This is a genomic window from Allomuricauda sp. CP2A (genome assembly GCF_001683915.1).
Classification (GTDB): Bacteria; Bacteroidota; Bacteroidia; order Flavobacteriales; family Flavobacteriaceae; genus Flagellimonas.
In genome coordinates, this window is the sequence record NZ_LXTT01000046.1 from 1 (window position 1) to 22,031 (window position 22,031).

The following is a 22,031-nucleotide window of genomic DNA, read 5'->3' on the forward strand; positions in this document are numbered from 1 at the left end:
ATCGTAGTTCCATAATTCAATTACAATCTAACATATAAAAATATATTATAATATCAATTCATAACTTAAATTGATTTTAAGCTTTTATTTAAAAACCATAAGGTTAATATTTGCATCAAAATTGTTATAAAAATATTTAGATATGTGTGGAATTGTATGTGCGTTTGATGTGAAGGAAAGCACGGAAGTGTTACGCCCCCAATTACTGGAAATGTCCAAGAAGGTTAGGCACAGAGGTCCGGATTGGAGCGGAATTTACTCAGATGACAAGGCCATTTTGGCCCATGAAAGATTGGCCATTGTGGATCCTGCCTCCGGAAAACAGCCTTTGCTCAGTGCCGATGGTAAACTGGTACTGGCTGCCAATGGCGAAATATATAACCATCAAGAACTCAGAAAGCAGTTTGAAGGCAAATACGAATTCAAGACCCAATCTGACTGTGAGGTGATTTTGGCGCTCTATCAAGAAAAAGGGGCTGATTTTATAGATGAGATGAACGGAATTTTTGGTTTTGCCATTTATGATAGTGAAAAGGACGAATATTTTATTGCCCGCGATCATATGGGAATCATCCCCCTTTATATCGGATGGGATAAAAACGGAACTTTTTATGTGGCTTCTGAGTTGAAGGCTTTGGAGGGCACCTGCTCCAAAATTGAGCTATTTCCTCCGGGACATTACCTGCACAGTTCAACCGGTGAGTTTGTGAGATGGTATGAAAGGGATTGGATGGAATATGATGCCGTAAAGGAGAACGAAACCAGTATAGAAGCCATCAAGGATGCCTTGGAAGCTGCAGTGCACCGCCAATTGATGTCCGATGTGCCCTATGGTGTGCTGTTGTCGGGCGGATTGGATTCCTCCGTAACCTCTGCCATTGCAAAAAGATATTCCCAAAAACGGATTGAATCTGGCGATACCGCCGATGCTTGGTGGCCCCAATTGCACTCTTTTTCTGTGGGGTTGGAAGGCTCTCCAGATTTGGCAGCGGCCCAAAAAGTGGCCGATCATATTGGAACGGTTCACCATGAGATAAAATTTACCATCCAAGAAGGTTTGGATGCCATCAAGGATGTCATCTATAACCTGGAAACCTATGACATTACCACTATCAGGGCTTCCACGCCCATGTATCTTATGGCTAGGGTCATCAAGTCCATGGGAATCAAAATGGTGCTTTCCGGGGAAGGAGCCGATGAATTGTTCGGAGGCTACCTCTATTTCCATAAAGCCCCAAGTCCAAAGGACTTCCATGAAGAGACCGTAAGAAAGCTGAGCAAATTGCACATGTACGATTGTCTTCGTGCCAACAAATCCTTGGCGGCATGGGGCATTGAAGGTCGGGTTCCATTCTTGGACAAGGAGTTTATGGATGTGGCCATGGGCATCAACCCAAAAGACAAGATGATCAACGGGGAGCGTATGGAAAAATGGGTGGTACGAAAGGCTTTTGAATCCTATTTGCCCGAAAGTGTGGCTTGGAGGCAGAAAGAACAGTTTTCCGATGGTGTGGGTTACAGCTGGATCGATACCCTGAAAGCTATGGTGGCTGAAGAAATATCCGATGAGCAATTGGCCAACGCACATTTCAAGTTCCCTATACAAACACCCACTTCAAAGGAAGAATACTATTACCGTTCCATTTTTGAAAGTCATTTCCCATCAGATGCCGCAGCACTCAGCGTTCCGCAGGAACCTTCTGTAGCTTGCAGTACCAAGATTGCCTTGGAGTGGGATGAGGCCTTCAAGAACATGAACGACCCGTCGGGAAGAGCGGTGGCGAAGGTTCACTCAGATGCATACATAAAATAACCAACCCATTATAAGAAAATGTAGTGAGAAGATGCTGTTTTGTTTCATTTTCAATTAGTCGGAAAAGCCCCTTGCAAAAGGGGCTTTTTGCATTTTATGGAGTGTCGTGCCAAGCCTACTTCAAATAGGACGTTTTCCACAGGTTTTTGTTGATAACTTAGGGTGTGCAAAGGGCTTCACAGGCCTATTTCCGAGGGGTATTCCTTATATTTGTAGGATTTGAAAAATTCAAGGCAAATACGAAAAATATATGAGCGAAGAAGCTAACAAGAAAATGTACTCAGCGGACAGTATCCAGGCCCTGGAAGGCATGGAACACGTGCGTATGAGACCTTCCATGTATATTGGGGATGTTGGGGTCCGCGGTCTCCATCATTTGGTGTATGAAGTTGTGGATAACTCTATTGATGAAGCCATGGGAGGCTACTGTGATTCGATTGAGGTCATCATCAATGAGGACAACTCCATCACCACAAAAGACAATGGAAGGGGTATTCCGGTTGATCTTCACAAAAAAGAAGGCGTTTCTGCCCTTGAAGTGGTCATGACCAAGATTGGGGCAGGAGGTAAATTTGACAAAGATTCCTACAAGGTATCGGGAGGACTTCACGGTGTTGGGGTTTCCTGTGTCAATGCACTTTCCAGTCACCTAAAAGCCACTGTCTACCGAGATGGAAAAATATGGGAACAGGAATATGAAAGGGGAAAGACCCTTTATCCCGTAAAAAGTGTTGGGGAAAGCAAGGAAACTGGTACGGTGGTGACTTTCATGCCAGACACGACCATTTTTACCCAAACCATTGAATATAGTTATGAAACCTTGGCCAATAGGATGCGAGAGCTTTCCTTTTTGAACAAAGGTGTCACCATAACCCTAACCGATAAACGGAACAAGGACGATAAAGGTGAGTTTATTTCAGAAACCTTTCATTCTGATGAGGGCCTTAAAGAGTTCATCCGATTTTTGGATGGCAACCGAGAGCCGCTCATCCAAAGCGTCATCGCCATGGAAGGCGAGAAAAATGGCATTCCAGTGGAAGTGGCCATGATGTACAATACAGGCTATACGGAAAACCTGCATTCCTATGTAAACAACATCAATACTCACGAAGGAGGAACACATCTTTCCGGTTTTAGAAGGGGACTGACCACCACCTTGAAAAAATATGCCGACAACTCGGGAATGTTGGACAAGTTGAAGTTTGAAATCGCCGGGGATGATTTTAGGGAAGGACTTACGGCCATTGTGTCCGTAAAAGTTGCCGAGCCTCAGTTTGAAGGTCAGACCAAAACAAAACTGGGCAACCGGGAGGTGACCAGTGCGGTAAGCCAAGCAGTAACCGAAATGCTTACCGATTATCTGGAAGAACACCCAGAGGATGCCAAGCAAATCGTTGAAAAAGTAAAACTGGCCGCACAAGCCAGACACGCTGCTGCGAAGGCCCGTGAAATGGTTCAGCGGAAAAACCCAATGAGTGTTGGGGGATTGCCCGGAAAACTTTCGGATTGCTCTGAACAAGACCCCACTAAATGTGAAGTGTTCTTGGTTGAGGGTGATTCCGCAGGAGGTACGGCAAAACAAGGCCGTGACAGAAACTTTCAAGCGATTTTACCACTTCGTGGAAAAATTTTGAATGTGGAAAAAGCCATGCAGCACAAAGTTTTTGAAAATGAGGAAATCAAGAACATTTATACCGCATTGGGCGTTACCATCGGAACCGAGGAGGATAGCAAGGCTTTGAATCTTGATAAGCTGCGCTACCATAAAGTAGTGATCATGTGTGATGCCGATGTGGACGGTAGCCATATTGAGACCTTGATCCTGACCTTTTTCTTCCGATATATGAGGGAACTGATTGAAGGCGGTCACGTGTACATCGCCACTCCACCCCTGTATTTGGTGAGAAAAGGAAACAAAAGAAGATATGCATGGAGTGATAAAGAGCGTGACCAGATTATCGAGTCCATGAGTGGGGGAGCAAGTATCCAACGTTACAAAGGTCTTGGTGAAATGAATGCGGAACAACTCTGGGACACTACCATGAACCCAGAATTTAGAAAATTGCGTCAAGTAAAAATTGACAATGCAACCGAATCAGACCGAATATTCTCCATGTTGATGGGCGATGAAGTGCCACCAAGACGTGAATTTATAGAGAAAAATGCCGTCTATGCCAACATAGATGTATAGATAACGGTTATTTCACAACAAAAACTCGCTCTTACAAAGCGAGTTTTTTAGTTTTAGGAAAAATTTTACAAAATGAAGAAAATTGTTTTGTTGGTCGCCCTCGCCATGGTGACCTTTTCTAAAGCACAAGATTTAAACGACCTCTTTGTTGCCGGTGTCAACGATGCCGAACGTTTTGCCAATTCGTATTTGGCTCCCGTTTCCGAAGCAACAATCTACAGTATCTCCAATGGATGGTACAATACTGCCGATGCCAAGCCCTTGGGTGGTTTTGAAATATCCATTATTGGAAATATGACAGGATTTAAGAACAAGGATGATAAAAAGGCCTTTGTCTTGGATCCCAACGATTATGAAAACCTCGATTTTGTGAACAATCCAGGTGTGGCAAGACCCGTTTCCACGGCATTGGGAGATATTCAAGGCATATCCGTTTTTGTGGAAGATGGGAACGGACTGTTCCGGGAAGAATTTGAACTGCCTTCCGGACTTGCTTCCGAAGATTTTAACTTTATCCCCTCCGGGTACATTCAAGGAAGTGTTGGTTTGGTGAAAGGACTTGAAGTGAAAGCTCGCTTTTTGCCCAAGATAAAATTTGACGATGATGCCAAAATCGGACTTTTCGGGGCTGGAATTCAGTATGATTTTACCAAATTGCTTCCAGCGGATAAACTGTTGCCCGTGGCCATTTCAGCGGTTATTGGCTATACTGGCCTCACCGGCGAGTATGATTTTACCGATTCAGAAGTGATTGATGGAAGTGACCAACGTATTGATGCCTCATTCAAGACATGGAACTTCAGTGCGGTGGTATCGACTCGTAAAATCCCGGTGATTAATTTTTACGGTGGATTGGGGTATATTACAGGTAAATCAGACATAGATCTATTGGGCACGTATAATGTTACCTCAGGTCCTTTTCAAACAACTTATACAGATCCTTTCAGTGTTTCAAAGAAAGCAAGCGGGGTTACCGCAAATTTGGGTACCAAAATAAAATTGGGCTTCTTTAGGCTCAATGCAGACTATAATTTTTCCGAGTTCAGCACCTTTACATTTGGTATCAACTTCGGATTCAGATAATAGTAAACCAAAATACCAGCCATTAAAAAGGCCCCAACTTTGTTGGGGCCTTCTATTTTCATATAAGTAGTCTTCCTGTCTATTCCCTGGTGGCGAAGACCGAACCGTTCTCCAGGGCTAAAATTTCAGGATCGCCGTTTTGTTGCAAACGTACCGTGATATCCTCAACTTGTGGGTCGCCATAGATAATGGTATAGGTTCCCTTTGCTTCGGACCATTTAAAATCGGTATAAAAAACCAGTTTGGAGTTTGAATATTTTTGGTATCTGCCCAGATAAACATCGTTGAAGATCCATTCTTCCCGTGCGGCATCAGAGCCTTTGCCATCTATTGTTGAAGATTCGGTTTTGGCCCAGATTCCCAAGATAGGGTCATTGTTCTCTGGAACGCGGCTACAGTTGCTCATGGCAATAATGCCAATAATGGACAACAATGAAAAGAGCTTTTTCATAGGTCAAGTAGGTTTAATTTGGGACTAATAGAACGTAAGTTTGTAAGAAATTATTGCTAAAGCATATCAAAAGATTTCAATGAAATTAAATTCTTCGATGAATGGCTCATTTTGTTAACAGGTCTATAGCTTCCATGCAATTGTGTGATGCGCCAAAATCCTTGTTTAAAACTGGGAAAAGTCGGCATTTTTCTGACCTAAATGCCTTATTTTTGAGCGATTAAAATTTAAACCTATAAAAATGAAAGTTACCGTAGTTGGAGCAGGCGCAGTGGGAGCAAGCTGTGCAGAGTATATAGCAATAAAGGATTTTGCAGCGGAAGTTGTTTTGTTGGACATAAAGGAGGGATATGCCGAAGGTAAGGCCATGGATTTGATGCAAACGGCCTCCCTGAATGGTTTTGATACCAAAATCACCGGAAGCACCAACGATTATTCCAAAACAGCCAATAGTGACATTGCGGTAATTACTTCGGGAATTCCCCGTAAACCGGGAATGACCCGTGAGGAACTTATAGGAATCAATGCTGGGATTGTTAAGACAGTAGCTACTGGTATTTTGGAACATTCACCAAATGCTACGATCATTGTGGTGAGCAACCCTATGGATACCATGACCTATTTGGTGCACAAGACCACTGGGCTGCCCAAAAACAAAATTATTGGAATGGGAGGTGCTTTGGACAGTGCCCGTTTTAAATACAGATTGGCCGAAGCCTTAGGCGCTCCGATCTCTGATGTGGACGGAATGGTAATCGGTGGACACAGCGATACCGGTATGGTGCCCTTGATCGCTCATGCTACGCGAAACAGCCTTAAGGTTTCTGAGTTCCTTTCCGAGGAAAAAATGCAATGGGTGGTGGAAGAAACCAAAGTTGGTGGGGCCACCTTGACCAAATTGTTGGGTACCAGTGCTTGGTATGCACCCGGAGCTGCAGTTTCTGGATTGGTTCAGGCCATTGCGTGCGACCAAAAGAAAATGTTCCCATGTTCCACGCTCTTGGAGGGTGAGTATGACCTTGATGACATCTGTATCGGGGTGCCCGTGATACTGGGGAAAAATGGTATCGAAAAAATTGTTGAAATTGAATTGACCGATGCCGAAAAGGCAAAAATGCAGGAAAGTGCCGCCGGGGTCAAAAAGACCAATGGCCTGCTTGACGTTTAATTTCGATTGAACCGAATATAGAATTGTCATTTCGGAATTTGGGATGTAAAATTTAATGCTGTAACAAGCGTAGGTTTTTCCCTTATTTTGAAATGACAATTTTGTTTTCTGGGCATGACCTTGCAATCAAATTGCAATTCCATCAATTTCTATTGGCAAATCTTATGGGAAATGATATATTTGCACGCTGTTTAAGAAAACTTCTAAAAATTTAATAATCAATGCAAAATAAAGGATTAATAAGGCTTTTCGCTATCCTTTTTGGCTTGGTGAGTATCTATCAGCTATCCTTTACTTTCATAACAAGTAAGTTGGAAAAGGATGCTGAGGCTTACGCAGTTAGCCAAATTTCGGAGGCAGAGGAAGATTATGTGGCCAAGCGTGAAGCTTTAGAGGCATCGTATTTAGATTCTATCAGCGATAATTCCGTTTTAGGATTTACCAGCTATGAAGATGCCAAGACAAAAGAGTTGAACAAGGGTCTGGACCTTAAGGGGGGAATTAACGTTACCCTTCAGATTTCCGTAAAGGATATTTTAAAAGGCCTTGCCAACAATACCAAAAATCCCGTTTTCAACAAAGCATTGGCCGATGCCGATGAAGCCTCCAAGAGTAGCGATAACACCTATTTGGAGCTGTTCTTTGAAGCGTTTGACAATATTAAAGGAGATACCAAATTGGCCTCTCCCGATATCTTTGCCAACAAAGGCTTGAGTGACGACATCAATTTTCAAATGACGGATGAGGAGGTAAAACCTGTCATCAGAAGAAAGATTGATGAGTCCATTGTTTCTGCATTTGAGGTACTTCGTGAGCGTATTGATGGTTTTGGGGTAACCCAGCCCAATATTCAGCGTGAAGGAAATTCTGGCCGTATTTTGGTGGAACTTCCCGGGGCAAGGGATATTGCCCGGGCACAAGAATTGTTGTCCAGTACCGCCCAATTGGAGTTCTGGGAAACCTATCCACAGAGCAGCCAAGGGTTGAGCACATTTTTTGTAAATGCCAACGAACGACTTAAAGAGATTTTAGAGCCTGCCGAAACGGAAGAAGATGATTTTTCCAAACCAGAATCTGAAATAGATTCCCTATTATCGGATGTTGCCCAAGATTCTTTGGATATGGCCCCAGAGACCAATCCATTGTTGGGGAAATTGATTCCAGCTGACCCAGGAAGCCATGCCATTGCACGTGCCATGGTTACCGATACGGCAGAAATAGGAGGGTATTTGCGAATGCCTGAAATTAAGAGATTACTGCCCAATGATGTGCAGTTTACCAAATTTTTATGGGAAAGACCTGCCCAAGATTCTGAAGTTGTAGAACTATACGCCCTAAAATCAAATAGGGATGGCGTTCCAAGAATCAGTGGTGATGTGGTTTCCGATGCACAGGACAGCTTTGACCAGTTCAACAAACCAAACATTAGCATGACCATGAACACTCGTGGCGCTAAAGAATGGGAAGAATTGACCGGTGATGCGTACAATAACCAAACGGGTATTGCCATTGTATTGGACAATAAGGTATACACCGCTCCTGGGGTTTCTTCAGGGCCTATTTCCGGGGGACGCTCCGAAATTACCGGAACCTTTACCGTAAACGAGACCAAGGATATTGCCAATGTGTTGCGTGCGGGGAAACTGCCTGCTTCTGCGGACATTATTCAATCTGAAGTAGTGGGGCCATCTTTGGGGCAAGAAGCTATTGATAGTGGATTTATGTCCTTTGTCATTGCCATGGCTTTTGTCTTGGTATGGATGATTTTCTACTATGGTAGGGCTGGTATTTTTGCTGATATCGCCTTGGTGTTCAACATTCTCTTGATTTTTGGGGTGCTGACAAGTTTGGGAGCGGTATTGACGCTTCCCGGTATTGCCGGTATCGTTTTGACCATTGGTATGTCGGTGGATGCCAACGTACTTATTTTTGAACGGGTAAAAGAAGAATTGGCCCGTGGAAAAGGGAAGGCCCAGGCCATTGCCGATGGTTTTGGTAATGCGTTATCTTCCATCTTGGATGCCAACATAACCACAGGTTTGACCGCAATTATCCTTTTCATTTTTGGCTCAGGTCCTATTAAGGGATTTGCCACTACGCTTTTGATCGGTATTGTTACATCCTTGTTTACGGCTATTTTTGTGACCCGTTTGATGATCGAAGCCTATTCGGCCAAAAAAGGGAGACGATTGGATTTCTCTACCGGAATTACCAAAAATCTGTTCAGTAAAATGAACATTGATTTCTTGGTGAAACGCAAGATAGCTTATGTTGTCTCAGGAGTTTTGTTGGCCGTTAGTATTTTTTCCTTGGTTACCAACGGGCTTCAACAAGGGGTCGACTTTGTAGGAGGTCGTTCATACCAAATTCGTTTTGAGAAAGCGGTGAGCCCTTCAGAAATTGCTTCGGAATTGAACCAAGTATTTGGGAGCGGCACCAATGTGAAAACCTTTGGTGATGCCAACCAGATAAAAGTGACCACACCTTATAAAGTGGATGAAGAAGGTATTGAAGTCGACACTGAAATCCAAAATAAACTATTTACATCGCTGCAAAAATATTTGCCAGATGGAATCTCCTTCGATGATTTCACGGTAGGTGCTTCTGAAAAGTCCATAGGAATTTTGCAATCGGTAAAAGTTGGCCCAACCATAGCAGATGACATTAAAAAGAACGCCTTTTTGGCCATTTTGGGCTCTCTGGCGGTTGTATTCCTCTATATCTTATTGCGATTTAGAAAATGGCAGTTCTCTTTGGGGGCCGTTGTTGCGGTTTTCCATGATGTAATGGTCGTTTTGGGAATCTTTTCCCTCACCGGAAGCATTATGCCATTTAACATGGAGATTGACCAAGCTTTCATTGCAGCTATCCTGACGGTAATTGGGTATTCCTTGAACGATACCGTGGTCGTGTTCGACCGTATACGTGAAATTGTAGGCCTAAAAGGTTGGAAAGCTGGGGAAAATATAAATGAAGCCTTGAACAGTACCTTGAGCCGTACCTTGAATACGTCATTGACCACTTTGATCGTATTGTTGGCCATTTTCGTTTTTGGAGGTGAAAGCCTAAGAGGGTTCATGTTTGCTATGATCGTTGGTGTCATCGTGGGTACCTATTCTTCGGTATTCATTGCAACGCCAGTCATGTTCGATTCATTAAAGAATAAAACTGCTCCTGCCGATAAAGCATAGCATTAGTTTTAGATTACACCTTAAAAGGCCGTTCTAATTTTTCTAGAGCGGCCTTTTATCTTTTAAAAAAACTGAATATCAGTTATCTGTAATTTTCTTTTGCACGTCATTCCGAATTCCTGCCTGCCGGCAGGCAAGGTATTTCGGAATCTCATCATTCTAGTAATCAGTAATTTAATGAGAACCTGAAACAAGTTCAGGTTGACGAGAGTTTTGTTTATGATAAAATCCGGACAATCAATCTTAAAAAAGTCCCAAATAATTATTGTATTGTGAAAACTGAACTACTTTAATGAACTGTTGTTTTGCCGATGGAACCTTTTTCAGAGGGATGAAGTTCAAGAATAAATTGTGGTTCAAGATTGGGTTCTGTTCTGTGTGAAACAAAAAGGATGGTTGTGTCACTTTCCCGTGCAATCTTGTTCACCAAAGCCACAAAGAGCGCTGCACTTTCATCATCCAAGCCAGCGGTGGGCTCGTCCAAAATAAGCAACGGCGGATGCTTTACCATGGCCCTTGCGGTCATGACCAACCGTTTTTCGCCTCGGGTAAGCTCACGGAAATGCGTATCGCGCTTGTCATAAAGCCCCAATAGTTTTAACCATTGTCCGGCAAGGCGCTTTTCGGTTTCGGTTGGGAGAACGTACAAACCTATGGAATCATGAAGGCCCGAGATAATCATATTTTCCAAGCTGTGGTACCCTCTAAACTTATCGGTAACCGATGGTGTAAAATAGCCTATTTTTTGTTTGAGGTCCCATACACTTTCACCGCTGCCCTTTTTCTGGCCGAACAAAGTAAGGTTCTGTCCATAGCCTTTGTGACTGTCCCCTGTGATCATCGATAAAATCGTGGTCTTTCCACTGCCATTGGGGCCAATCAGTTGCCAAAATTCACCCTGTTTTACGGACCAGTTGATGTTGTTCAAAACTTGTCGACCATCAAAACTGACCGAAACATTGGTGAAGTTGACCAATTCATCATTTTCTTCTTGTATGGGATTGATGGGAGGGGGGATTGTTCCAGAAAATTGGTGGATGTCATGTCTGTTGGCTTCCCAAAATGCCTCAGGGGAAGCATATTTTTCCAATTCACTGCCATTTAACTTGAAGAAATTGGTGATTATGGGCAGCATATCGTCCAGCCGACTTGCAAATTGCACCAAGGTCCTTGACGTTGAAATAGTGCATAATTGCTCCTTTAAATGGGCTTGAGTGGCCACATCCAAATTGTCAAAAGGGTTGACCAGAACCAAAAAATCGGGCTCTTGATCCATTAAATGTTTGAGCAAGGCTTTTTTCTGTTCGCCACTGCTCATCGTTTTTAAGGGTTGGTCGGTGTCCTTTGTTAGAATTTTTACATCGTGGCGTTCTTCCTCATCCATGAACCGTTCAATCTCCGATCTTGAAAAAAGCAGTCCTGTTTTGTTTTGTAACGCTTCAAGCTCAGGTATTGTGGCATTGTTCAGCAATTTAGTGACCAATTCATTGGTTTGGGAGGTATTGTTGGTAAGGATTGCGTAGTTTTTGGGTTGGTCCATGCGAAGAAAAATATCCTTCAAAATTACGATTATCCTTTGTTAACTCTAAAAATATGAACGGGATTATCCTTGTAGGTTGTGGTTTTGTCCAAATGCATTCCATTTTTTAAAGCCACTTTTTGTGAAGGAACATTGTCCACATGGATAATGGAAATCAGGGAATCTGAAAAGCTGTTCAAAAAAGCATATTCCTTACATTTCTGGGCGGCTTCAAAGGCAAAGCCCTGCAACCAAAACTTCGGCAATACGGAATACCCAATTTCCAATTCCTCATTATCATCCACTATTTGCACCAAGAGACCGCAGATGCCCACCAACTCGTTGGTTTCTTTCAAAATCAAGGCGTTCATGCCACCCAGATCATTCTCGTAGCGTTCAAAAATTCGGTCAAACTGGACTTGGCAGGCTTCAATGGGGTTGGTGGGAAGCCCCTCCCAAAATAGGGTGGATTTGGGATTGTGATAAAACGGCAGCCAATCCTCAAAATCTGAAGGCTCAATCTTTCGGAACAACAAACGCTCCGAACTTTGGTTTTCCAATAGGTATTTCGACATTTAATTTCGGGTAAAGGAAATACTGTCGCCCACTTGCAGTCCCATTTCATCAGACAGCCCTGCGTTCACTTCCAATACATATTTTATGGGAACTTTTGAGGTCAACCCACTTTCGTCATAGGGTTGCGCATTTTTCTGGAAACTGGCAATTTTCTGATTCGCATCAATATAAATGATGTCCAAGGGAAATTCGGTGTTCTTCATGTAAAAGGAATGCATGGCCTCATTTGGAAAAATGAACAACATCCCTTGATTTTTTTCCATGGATGACCGATACATCAACCCGGTTTGGGTTTCGTAATCCGTTTCGGCGATTTCAATATCAAAATTGGAAATAATGGAATCTGTCCCGACTTTTAGAATGGAGAGATCACCTTCTTTTTTGAATGCTACGGTCTCGGTCTTGATTTCACGTTTTGATTCGGTTTTGCATGAAATCAACACAAAAAATGAAACAAGAACAAGAATAAAAACTTTTCGCATGGTACTATGCTTTTGATGGAACTGGACGGAACATAAAATACAATCCAATAATGATCATGGGGATGCTCAACCACTGCCCGGTGGAAAGAAGACCCAGGGATTCCTCAAACCCACCTTGACTTTTCTTGAAGAACTCCACCACAAACCGAACCGCAAAAAGGAGCACCATAAACAAGCCAAAAAGATAGCCGGTTTTGTCCTTTTTATCTGTTTTCCAGTATAAAAGATATAGTGTGACGAACACAAAGGCATAACAAATGGCTTCATACAATTGCGCTGGGTGCCGAAAAGGGATGGACTCCAAAATACTGGCAAATTCTGGGTTGTGTTCGATGGCTTTATAGGCTGCATTTTCGGTCTGTTCCCTTGTAAGGGACATGGCCTTATAGGCGGGCATGTCATCAGAATCGCGAATAAACCGTGTGGCCAGAAAATAAGATCCTTCCACTACTTTTCCATTGATTTCTGAATTGAAAAAGTTGCCCAATCGGACAAAACAGGCTCCAATGGCCGAAGGTACCACCAATCTATCCAAAAGCCAGAGCATATTGATGTCCTTCCATTTCCTACAATACAACCATATACCAATAATGGCGGCAATGGTGGCCCCGTGACTGGCCAATCCTGTAAATCCGGTAAACTCATAGCCATTTATGATGCCGAAGAGCGATTCATTGGCATTTTCCCTGATGGGCAGCAGAATTTCCGCCAAATGGTTTTTGTAGTAGTCCCAATCGTAAAAGAAAACGTGTCCCAAACGTGCGCCCAACATGATGGAAACCACCGTGTAGATAAAGAGCGAGTCCAATTTTTCCATGGACTTTTTCTCTTTTTCAAAGATTTTCTTCATGATAAACCAGCCCACTACAAAGGCAGCAATCCAAAGCAGGTTATAGTATTTTATCTGAATAAAACCCAATTTGAAAAGGGTGCCCTCCGGGTTCCAGTTAAAGCCTAAGAAATACATTGTTATAAATTTTGGACTAATATAACTACTTTGAACGGTTGGGCAGTTGGATTGTTGGAATTTTGGTTACCGTTACCTTTTTTTTGAAACCATTTTTCACCTCTTTCAGTTTGCACTTGATTCTTGCACTTGAACTTGATTCTTGCACTTGATTCTTGCACTTGACACTTGCACTTGACACTTGAACTTTTTTAAGGAACAGGATCATACCCACTGCCGCCCCATGGGTTGCAGCTCACGATTCGTTTTATGGAAAGCCACCCCCCTTTAAAAAGGCCGTGTTTTTTTAGGGCTTCCAAGGTATAGGCCGAACAGGTGGGCGAATATCTGCAAGTAGCTGGAAGATACGGTGAAATGAGGAGTTGATATGCTCGAACCAACACTACAAAAGGGGCTATAAGAATCTTTTTTAATGACATTATTCCCCGTTCATTCCGTTAATTTATACTGAAAGTGGTGCCCTCTTTGCCATCCTTCAATTGAATTCCCAAAGCCGAGAGCTCATCCCGAATTTTATCTGAAGTGGCAAAATCCTTGTTCGCGCGGGCTTCGTTTCGCAATTGGATCAAGAGTTCCATCACCCCGCTCAAGGCATTGGAGTCATCTTTGGCCATGGATTGGTTTTCAATGCCCAAAACGTCGTAAACAAAAACCTTTATGGTGTTTTCCAGCTCGGTTTTGTCCTCTTCTGTAATGGTTTCTTTTCCTTCCTTCATCAAATTGATGTGTTTTACGGCATCAAAAAGATGGGCAATTAGGATAGGCGTATTGAAATCGTCATTCATGGCATCGTAACACCTCTGCTTCCAAGCCAAAATATCAAAATCTGATGTTGAGCCCGTTTTCAAGGCATCAAGGCTACCCAAAGCATCCATCAAACGGTTATATCCTTTTTCTGAAGCCTGAAGTGCTTCATCACTCAAGTCCAAAATACTGGTGTAGTGAGCCTGCATCATAAAAAAACGAATCACTGCCGGGGAATAGGCCTTGCTCAAGATGTCATTGTCACCACTTATAATTTCGGAGGGATAAATATTATTGCCCGTGGATTTGGACATTTTCTTGCCATTGAGGGTCAACATATTGGCATGCAACCAATATTTTACGGGCGATTTTCCGGTACTGGCCTCGGCTTGTGCAATTTCACACTCATGATGCGGGAACTTGAGGTCCATTCCACCGCCATGGATATCAAAGGTCTCGCCCAAATATTTGGTGCTCATGGCCGTACATTCCAAATGCCATCCTGGGAAACCATCGCCCCAAGGTGAAGGCCAACGCATGATGTGTTGGGGTTCGGCTTTTTTCCAAAGCGCGAAATCCTGAGGATTGCGTTTTTCATCCTGTGCGGTAAGCTCGCGGGTGTTGGCGATCATATCCTCCAATTTTCTGCCGCTGAGTTTGCCGTACTCATGGTCCTTATTGAACTTGAGCACATCAAAATACACCGACCCATTGGCTTCGTAGGCGTATCCTTTTTCAAGAATTTCCTTGATGATTTCAATCTGTTCAATAATATGCCCTGTAGCGGTAGGTTCAATACTTGGAGGCAATAGGTTGAACTGTTGCAGGGTATTGTGGAAATCCACGGTGTAGCGTTGCACTACTTCCATGGGTTCAATCTGTTCCAGCTTTGCTTTTTTGGCGATTTTATCCTCACCATCATCCGCATCATTTTCCAAATGTCCGGCATCGGTAATGTTACGGACATAGCGCACTTTATACCCAAGATGCTTAAAGTACCTAAAAATCATATCGAAGGACATAAACGTGCGACAGTTGCCCAAATGGACATTGCTGTAGACCGTAGGGCCACAGACATACATGCCAATATGGCCTTCATTTATGGGTTGAAAAACCTCTTTTTTTCCTGTAAGTGAATTGTGTACTCTAAGGGTTTGGTCCTTGTAAAGTTGCATTGAAAAAGGTGGAATTAAAAGTCGGTGTCCAGATTGATGTAGTCCAAAAACTCCCTTCTTACGGCCTCGTCCTTGAATTTGCCACCATATTCTGAGGTAACGGTGCTGCTTTCAATATCGCGAATACCTCGGGAATTGACACAAAGGTGTTTGGCGTCTATCACACAGGCCACATCTTCGGTTCCCAGTACCTGTTGGAGTTCTTTTACAATTTGTATGTTCAATCGCTCTTGCACCTGTGGACGTTTGGCATAATAATCCACAACACGGTTCATTTTGGAAAGACCAACAACGGTGCCATTGGAAATATAGGCAATATGGGCCCTACCAATGATGGGCAGCAAATGGTGTTCGCAAGTGGAGTAGAGCACAATGTTCTTTTCCACCAACATTTCACCGTATTTGTATTTGTTTTGAAAGGTGGACGATTCTGGTTTACGTTTGGGATGCAATCCTCCGAACACTTCTTTCACATACATTTTTGCAACCCTCTTAGGAGTTCCTGCAAGACTGTCATCATCCAGGTCAAGACCCAGGGTCAACATAATTTCACGGACATTTTTCTGTATTCTTTCGATTTTTTCCTCATCGCTCAATACAAAAGCATCATCCCGTATTGGGGTCTCCGTTGTAGAGCCAACATGATCGTCGCCTCTTTCTTCATACTGTTCTTCCAAAGCCTGCTCTAATTTCATAGCTGTTTCTTCAAGTCAGCAAAGATAACATTAATGTACGATTTAACATCCGGTATGCGGGGTTTGACAACATAAATTATTGTTAAGGCAAGGGCCTTAGTACTTTTATAATGCCCAAACCTACAGTCTTTTATGGTGAAATTGGTTATTAGAACTATAATGTTTTGCCTTTTCTGGCAATTTTCCCATGCCCAGGTTTCCCAGGAATGTGTCAATGCTATTCCCATTTGCAGCAACACACCCATTAATGGAGGCACCAATGGTTTTGGTGCGGATGATTTTAATGGTGCCACTTCCAGCGGGTGTTTGGAGCAGACATTGTCGGGGGCTATAGAGTCCAACTCGGCCTGGTACCGTTTTAGGACATCGGCCTCGGGCCAATTAGGTTTTAATATTGGCCACAACAGCAATGAGGATTGGGATTTTGCGCTTTACCAAGCTTCTGATTGTAGCAATTTAGGAGAACCTATCCGTTGTAATTTTTTCGATAATAGCGAAAACAAAAGTTTTATTGGAGTAGGGGAAGACCCAACGGGGGATGAGGACTCCGTACATTATGAGGATTGGCTTGATGTAAACGCAGGAGAGGATTATTATCTCTTTATCAATAATTTCAGTAACGTGAACTCTGGTTTTTCCATCCAATTTACCGGAGATATCTGGGTCACCAACCCTACGGATGCATTGGATTGTTCCATTATCAACAACCTTTTGGGCCCACCCATAGCCGCCTGCGAAAATGAGACCATTATATTGGACGCCACCACTTCAGGAGCCACTGGTTATGAATGGTATAGTGATACAGGAAGTGGGTTTCAGCCCATTTCTGGAGCTACGGCACCAACCTATACGGTTACGGGCTCAGCCCAATATCGTGTAGTGGTCACTACCGCAATGGAGACGATAATCAGTGATGTTCAGGTAGGATTTACCCCAGTCCCCGTTACGGCGCCTGTTTCGGATGAAATTTTCTGCCATATTCCAGACATGATGTTTGATCTCGCAGCCAAGGATGCTGAAGCTTTGGGTTCGCAGGACCCTGATGATTTTGTAGTGAGTTATCACAGCTCCCAGACCGATGCCAATTTGGGCATCAACCCATTACAGAAGCAATATGCAAAAAATTCGGGGCAGGAGATAATTTATATACGGACCACTTCCATGGCCAATCCAGAATGTTATGACACTTCTGAAAGTTTTGTTTTGGACGCCATTGAGACCCCAGAGCTTACCTTTTCAGAAGAAGTTGTTATTTGTGAAAGTATAGGAAGTGTTCAAATTGGTGAAACCATTCCCAATCCCGGATTTACGTATCAATGGAGCAATGGGGAACAGACCCCCACCATTACAGTTTCCGAAGAAGGGGAATACACGCTCACAGCTACCAATTCTTCCAGTGGCTCATCCTGTGAAACCAGCAGAACGGTTACGGTTAGTGTGTCTACGGTGCCCAGCATCGCCGATGTGTCCATTGATGTCCAAGATTTACGCACCAACAATATTGTGACCATTATTACTGAAGGGGACGCCACAAACTTGGAATACCGGATGGATGATGGGGCATATCAATCCAGCAATGTTTTTGAAGGTGTTGCCCCGGGCAACCACAAGGTGTATTTGCGGGATATTTATGGGTGTGGTGAAGTGGAAGACGACATAGTTGTGGTTGGATTTTTGACGACTTTCTCCCCCAATGGCGATGTCCTCAATGAAAGTTGGCATATTGAAGGACTGTCGGAACTCAACTCTCCCATTGTGACCATTTATGACCGTTATGGAAAGTTGATAAAACAAATGACCGAGTTTGATGCCGGATGGGACGGAAGCCTGAATGGACAGCCCCTCCCTTCTACCGATTATTGGTTCAAATTGTCCTATATGGATGAAAATGGAAACCGGGTCAATGCCAAATACCTTCAGAGTCATTTTTCCTTAGTGCGATAGCCCAATATGCATTTTGTCGATTAACGGCATATTTTTTCGGTCAACGTATACTAAAATTGTGGTTATGGGAGTTATACAGATTAGATTGTAGAATAACCTTTAGCCCCAAAATTCTATGAGAGCTCTATTTAGCGCTATCTGTTTATTACTATTCTCCTTTGCAGCCAGCGCCCAAAACTCCCCAGATTGTAGGACTGCCATTCCGGTTTGTGCGGATGCCCCTATTTTGGGCACCACAGATGGAGGGGGTGATATTGACGATTTTGACCCCGAAGTGATTACCCAGACGGGTTGTTTGGAAAAAGGGAGCAACAGTTCTGCCAATATAGAAAACAATACAGGTTGGTATGTGTTTAGGGCCGGAACCGATGGTCAGATTGGTTTTGATATTGAAGCCCTCCCAGGCCCAACGGGAATTATAACCGCGGAATGGGATTTTGCTTTGTACGGACCTTTTGATGAAACCTCTGGCCAAACGTTTTGTACCATCATTGGGGATGGAAGTGCCCAGCCCATTCGATGCAACTACGAAACCAACGACACCAACTTTACCGGAATGGGAGTGAACCCCGTGGATGGAAGGGAAGGGGCTCCTTTTGTAAAGCAAAGTCAGAACACCTATGATGAATGGTTGGATGTGACAGCTGGAGAAATCTACTATCTCTACATCAATAACTACAATACCAATTTTGATGGCGATCCGGAATCGTTCATGCTAACATTTACTGGCAGCTCGGTAGATGCCGACCAGAACAATGCTTTGGATTGTACCCTTCGCGATGAATTTTTAGGATTGGATATCGTGGCCTGTGAGGGTGATCCCGATATTGTGCTAAGTGCTTTGAATTCGCCAGCAGGGCCCAATATTTCAAATATTACTTGGACTTTGGACAGGGATGATGATGGCACCATTGATGAAATTTTGGCCACCGGTCCTGGTGAAACTGAGTATACGGTATCAAGTCCAAACTCAGGTCGTTATTTTGTCTCCATTGAAAATAATGTGGGGCAAATTTATTCTGACGATATTCTGATTACTTTCCATGGAGATCCAGTTCTAGAGGATATCGTGATAATAGATTTAGAAACCAGCAATCAATCGGATCCATACAATGTTGAATTTGTGGTTGAGGGCACCAGTAATTACGAGTATGCCATCAACGGTGGGGAATTTCAGGAGGATCCTGTATTTACGGATGTACCTCCCGGAATGAACGAGGTCACTATTAACGATACCAATGGGTGCGGAACCTTGACCAGTCAATTTTTGGTGGTGGGTTATCCCAAATTCTTTACGCCCAATGGGGATGGCGTTCACGATAATTGGAATGTCTATGGTATAGAAAGGCTCACCGACCCTATTATTTATATTTTTGACCGTTATGGGAAATTGTTAAAGGAGCTGGACCCTGCTTTGGGCTGGGACGGGACCTTTAATGGAAGGGATTTACCTTCTTCGGATTATTGGTTTCGCTTGGAATATGAGCGTGATGATAGCGGTGTTTTGGTGGCACGTTCCGTGCGTAGGCACTTTTCTTTGGTACGATAACGATAGGCCACAAAAAAAGGCCGGAATCTCTTCCGACCTTTATACTCTATTTTTTCAATGATCAGAATTTCATGGTATAGCCCAATGAGATATTGGTGTTTATTCTATTGATCATGGCAGCACTGTTGATGCCTGAGTCAAAAAAGAACATATTTACATCCTGTTCTGTTCTGCTAAAAGCCAAATCCAATCTGCTTCCTCCAAAACTATAGCCAATACCGCCTGAAAAACCATTAAGGTCCCCCACAATATCGCCATTTTCATAAGGACTGCTTTCAAAACGATACCCCCCTCGTAGACTTACTTCATCAAACCGAATCTCACCTCCCAATCTATAGGTGTTGATAACACCCAATGTGCTGGCGATGAAATCGTTTTCAGCAGAAAAATTAGGGTCCGAGGTAGGTCGAAGCTCTGCTTGCGACATATCTTGATAGCCATAATCAAAGCTCAACAGTCCGTCTTCCCCAAAGACAACGGCCACACTTCCGGTAAGTTTCCCCGGAGTTTTGATTCGGTATTCGTCATATAGGTTTACAATGCCAAAGTCTATGAAGTTGATGTCTGAAACTGCCAAACTGGAGTTGATGCGTTGGGAAAAATCATCGGTTAGTTCATACCAGGTGGGGGATTGATAGCTACCGCCCACACGGACACTTTCATTCAATTTTGCGATGGCCCCTAAACTAAATGAGAAGCCGTATCCTTCGGTATGTAAGAGATTGTCAAACGAGGTAAACTGAACTGGGGAATCTTGATCGTAACCATCTTCATCCAAAAAGGTCACCCGGTCATAAAGTACGGTGTGAAAGTTCAGGGATGCTCCCAAATAGAGATTTTCCTCGTACTGGCCAGCAAAGTTCAGTGTGAATTTGCTGTTGTATCCGGATGTGTTCCGTAGGTATTCTTGACGCACATTGCTGTAGGCGGCATTGGAGAAGTAGGAGGTGTTGGCATCGTCATCCTCGGTGGGTTCTATAAGACCGGCCTGAAACCCCAGAAAGGCCTGTTGGGCTCCAAAACCAAGGCTTGAGCCTATGTCCAAATAGGCATCTTCAATATACTCCCCTTGTTGCACACGGAGTGGCCCCAAGGGTTCGCCATCGGCAAAGTTCAAAAAGTAATTATCTATACCCAATGCAGTATTTCCTGCGGCATAGAACTCATTATCGAAATTTTGGACCATGTCGTAATTAAAGGCGAGGGCAATTTTTTTCCAAGAACTGTTGTTGGACTTAAAAACAAGTACGCCTCCAATTTGATTAAGATCTAATGAGTTGATTGTAGTGTTTCGGACACTATTCCCGAAAAGCGCATCATTGTTTCGATGGTAGTTGGATCCTGTAATGCTCATCTCGCTAAAGTTGAAGACGGCAGAACCGGCAGGGTTAATGTTGAGGGAGGACAAATCGCCGCCAAGAGCGCCAAAAGCACCTCCCATGGCCTGAAATCTGGCGGTTCCTATAATATCTTCTGTGCTGTATCTAAGTACATCATCTATGTTTTGGGCACTTGCGTAAGTGCATACCAATACCATGATGAAAGTTGAAATTCGTTTCATTTCCCGAGATTTAGTTTTACGATAAATTTTAAAGGAATTTTAGTTTCTTCCGTTACCTCTTCCCGATCTGGAAGAACCGCCTGATCGACTTGCGCCTCCTGAACTTCTGGAACTGCCACCGGAACTTCTGAAGCTTCCGCTACTGGAGCTTCTTGATCCGCTGCTACGATAGCTTCTGGAACTGGAACCGCTCGAAGATCTATTATAATTGCTTCTACTAGGTGCTGTTCTTGGAGAAGATTGATAGCTTCTTGTGCTTCTTCCAGAGCTTCGGTATGTTGGAGAAGAGGAACTCCTGTTCACGGTGCCACTTCTTCTGTAGGTACTGCTGCTTCTGGAAGATGGTGATGTTCCATACGAACGATAGCTTCTGGAACTACCACTATAGTTGGGAGAAGTACGGGTACTTCTACTGGTCCTGTAATTTTGGTTTCTTGAAATGGCATCAGCACTTACTGTTCTTCTTGCAGTTGTTCCATTGTTGTTATATGACCTAGAGGTTCTGGATGTGCCCACAGACCTATTGGAACGCCCACTATCCGCTCTGTATCTTGAGGTATATCCACTGCTTCTTGAGGCTAGGTTGGACCTTCCCCTAAGTGAGGTGCCTGGAATGGTAGAAGAGGAATATCCCCTACGTCCCCGAGCATAACCGTAAGCGTAGTTTCTTCCGTAATAGTTGTTATAGTAGTAGGGTCTCCAACCGTAGTTGTAGTAACCACCCCAGCCATAGATGCCGGCGTAGCCCCAGCCACCCCAAGGATGTCCCCATCCAAAGCCTCCCCAGCCCCAGCGGTTGAATCTCCAAGGGTTGTTCCAACCCCATCCCCAACCGTAGTAGGGATAGTTCCATCCCCAACCAGCGTTCCAAAGCCATGGATCGTTCCAACCCCAGCCCCAGCCTCCCCAGGCCCAGCTGTTG

General features: G+C 43.6%; 17 protein-coding genes. 7 read left to right on the plus strand and 10 right to left on the minus strand.

The annotated features are described in order from the left end of the window. The first annotated feature begins 142 nt into the window (after positions 1–142). From asnB to A7D14_RS06390, 3 genes are all read left to right on the plus strand, one after another. Positions 143–1,813: an asparagine synthase B gene (gene asnB / locus A7D14_RS06380; RefSeq protein WP_067031647.1), complete on the plus strand. Its 1,671-nt coding sequence runs from the start codon at positions 143–145 to the stop codon at positions 1,811–1,813. A gap of 250 nt (positions 1,814–2,063) precedes the next feature. Further along, the gene (gene gyrB / locus A7D14_RS06385) at positions 2,064–4,004 is read left to right on the plus strand and encodes a DNA topoisomerase (ATP-hydrolyzing) subunit B (RefSeq protein ID WP_067031650.1); all 1,941 of its coding nucleotides are present in this window, start codon (positions 2,064–2,066) and stop codon (positions 4,002–4,004) included. Between the two features lie 72 nt (positions 4,005–4,076). After that, on the plus strand, positions 4,077–5,087 hold the full coding sequence (locus tag A7D14_RS06390; protein WP_067031653.1) for a DUF6588 family protein: 1,011 nt from the start codon (positions 4,077–4,079) through the stop codon (positions 5,085–5,087). Positions 5,088–5,166: 79 nt separating this feature from the next. On the opposite strand, the gene A7D14_RS06395 is transcribed toward A7D14_RS06390, so the two are convergent. Then, positions 5,167–5,538, minus strand: a complete 372-nt coding sequence (locus tag A7D14_RS06395; RefSeq protein WP_067031656.1) for a hypothetical protein — start codon at positions 5,536–5,538, stop codon at positions 5,167–5,169. A 241-nt stretch (positions 5,539–5,779) separates the two neighbouring features. Here A7D14_RS06395 and mdh point away from each other — a divergent pair, with 241 nt between their 5' ends. After that, entirely contained in the window at positions 5,780–6,706 is a 927-nt protein-coding gene (gene mdh, locus A7D14_RS06400) for a malate dehydrogenase (protein ID WP_067031659.1), read from the plus strand. 221 nt (positions 6,707–6,927) lie between these two features. Beyond that, positions 6,928–9,897, plus strand: coding sequence for a protein translocase subunit SecDF (gene secDF / locus A7D14_RS06405; protein WP_067031661.1), 2,970 nt, complete (start codon positions 6,928–6,930; stop codon positions 9,895–9,897). 289 nt (positions 9,898–10,186) lie between these two features. On the opposite strand, the gene A7D14_RS06410 is transcribed toward secDF, so the two are convergent. The 7 genes from A7D14_RS06410 to folE form a co-directional block, all read right to left on the minus strand. Beyond that, entirely contained in the window at positions 10,187–11,458 is a 1,272-nt protein-coding gene (locus A7D14_RS06410; RefSeq protein ID WP_255307402.1) for an ATP-binding cassette domain-containing protein, read from the minus strand. A gap of 8 nt (positions 11,459–11,466) precedes the next feature. Continuing rightward, a complete protein-coding gene (locus A7D14_RS06415; RefSeq protein WP_067031667.1) occupies positions 11,467–11,991 on the minus strand; it encodes a GNAT family N-acetyltransferase in 525 nt (174 codons plus the stop codon). Further along, positions 11,992–12,474, minus strand: a complete 483-nt coding sequence (locus tag A7D14_RS06420; RefSeq protein ID WP_067031670.1) for a DUF192 domain-containing protein — start codon at positions 12,472–12,474, stop codon at positions 11,992–11,994. Positions 12,475–12,478: 4 nt separating this feature from the next. Further along, a complete protein-coding gene (gene lgt / locus A7D14_RS06425; RefSeq protein WP_067031673.1) occupies positions 12,479–13,441 on the minus strand; it encodes a prolipoprotein diacylglyceryl transferase in 963 nt (320 codons plus the stop codon). Between the two features lie 191 nt (positions 13,442–13,632). Then, on the minus strand, positions 13,633–13,860 hold the full coding sequence (yidD, locus tag A7D14_RS19620; RefSeq protein WP_083158004.1) for a membrane protein insertion efficiency factor YidD: 228 nt from the start codon (positions 13,858–13,860) through the stop codon (positions 13,633–13,635). Between the two features lie 18 nt (positions 13,861–13,878). Further along, complete coding sequence (cysS, locus tag A7D14_RS06430; RefSeq protein ID WP_067031676.1) at positions 13,879–15,360, minus strand: cysteine--tRNA ligase; 1,482 nt, start codon at positions 15,358–15,360, stop codon at positions 13,879–13,881. 14 nt (positions 15,361–15,374) lie between these two features. Next, positions 15,375–16,055, minus strand: coding sequence for a GTP cyclohydrolase I FolE (gene folE / locus A7D14_RS06435; protein WP_067031679.1), 681 nt, complete (start codon positions 16,053–16,055; stop codon positions 15,375–15,377). Between the two features lie 132 nt (positions 16,056–16,187). Between folE and A7D14_RS06440 the strand changes: the two genes are divergently transcribed. Together A7D14_RS06440 and A7D14_RS06445 are read left to right on the plus strand one after the other, a co-directional pair. Further along, on the plus strand, positions 16,188–17,999 hold the full coding sequence (locus tag A7D14_RS06440; protein WP_067031682.1) for a T9SS type B sorting domain-containing protein: 1,812 nt from the start codon (positions 16,188–16,190) through the stop codon (positions 17,997–17,999). Positions 18,000–18,114: 115 nt separating this feature from the next. After that, positions 18,115–19,548 (plus strand): T9SS type B sorting domain-containing protein, encoded by a 1,434-nt coding sequence (locus A7D14_RS06445; RefSeq protein WP_067031686.1) that lies wholly within the window; start codon positions 18,115–18,117, stop codon positions 19,546–19,548. Positions 19,549–19,609: 61 nt separating this feature from the next. On the opposite strand, the gene A7D14_RS06450 is transcribed toward A7D14_RS06445, so the two are convergent. Together A7D14_RS06450 and A7D14_RS20490 are read right to left on the minus strand one after the other, a co-directional pair. Next, on the minus strand, positions 19,610–21,109 hold the full coding sequence (locus A7D14_RS06450) for an OmpP1/FadL family transporter (RefSeq protein ID WP_067031689.1): 1,500 nt from the start codon (positions 21,107–21,109) through the stop codon (positions 19,610–19,612). 39 nt (positions 21,110–21,148) lie between these two features. Further along, on the minus strand, positions 21,149–22,031 hold an 883-nt coding region (locus A7D14_RS20490; RefSeq protein WP_409552669.1), incomplete at its 5' end, for a hypothetical protein.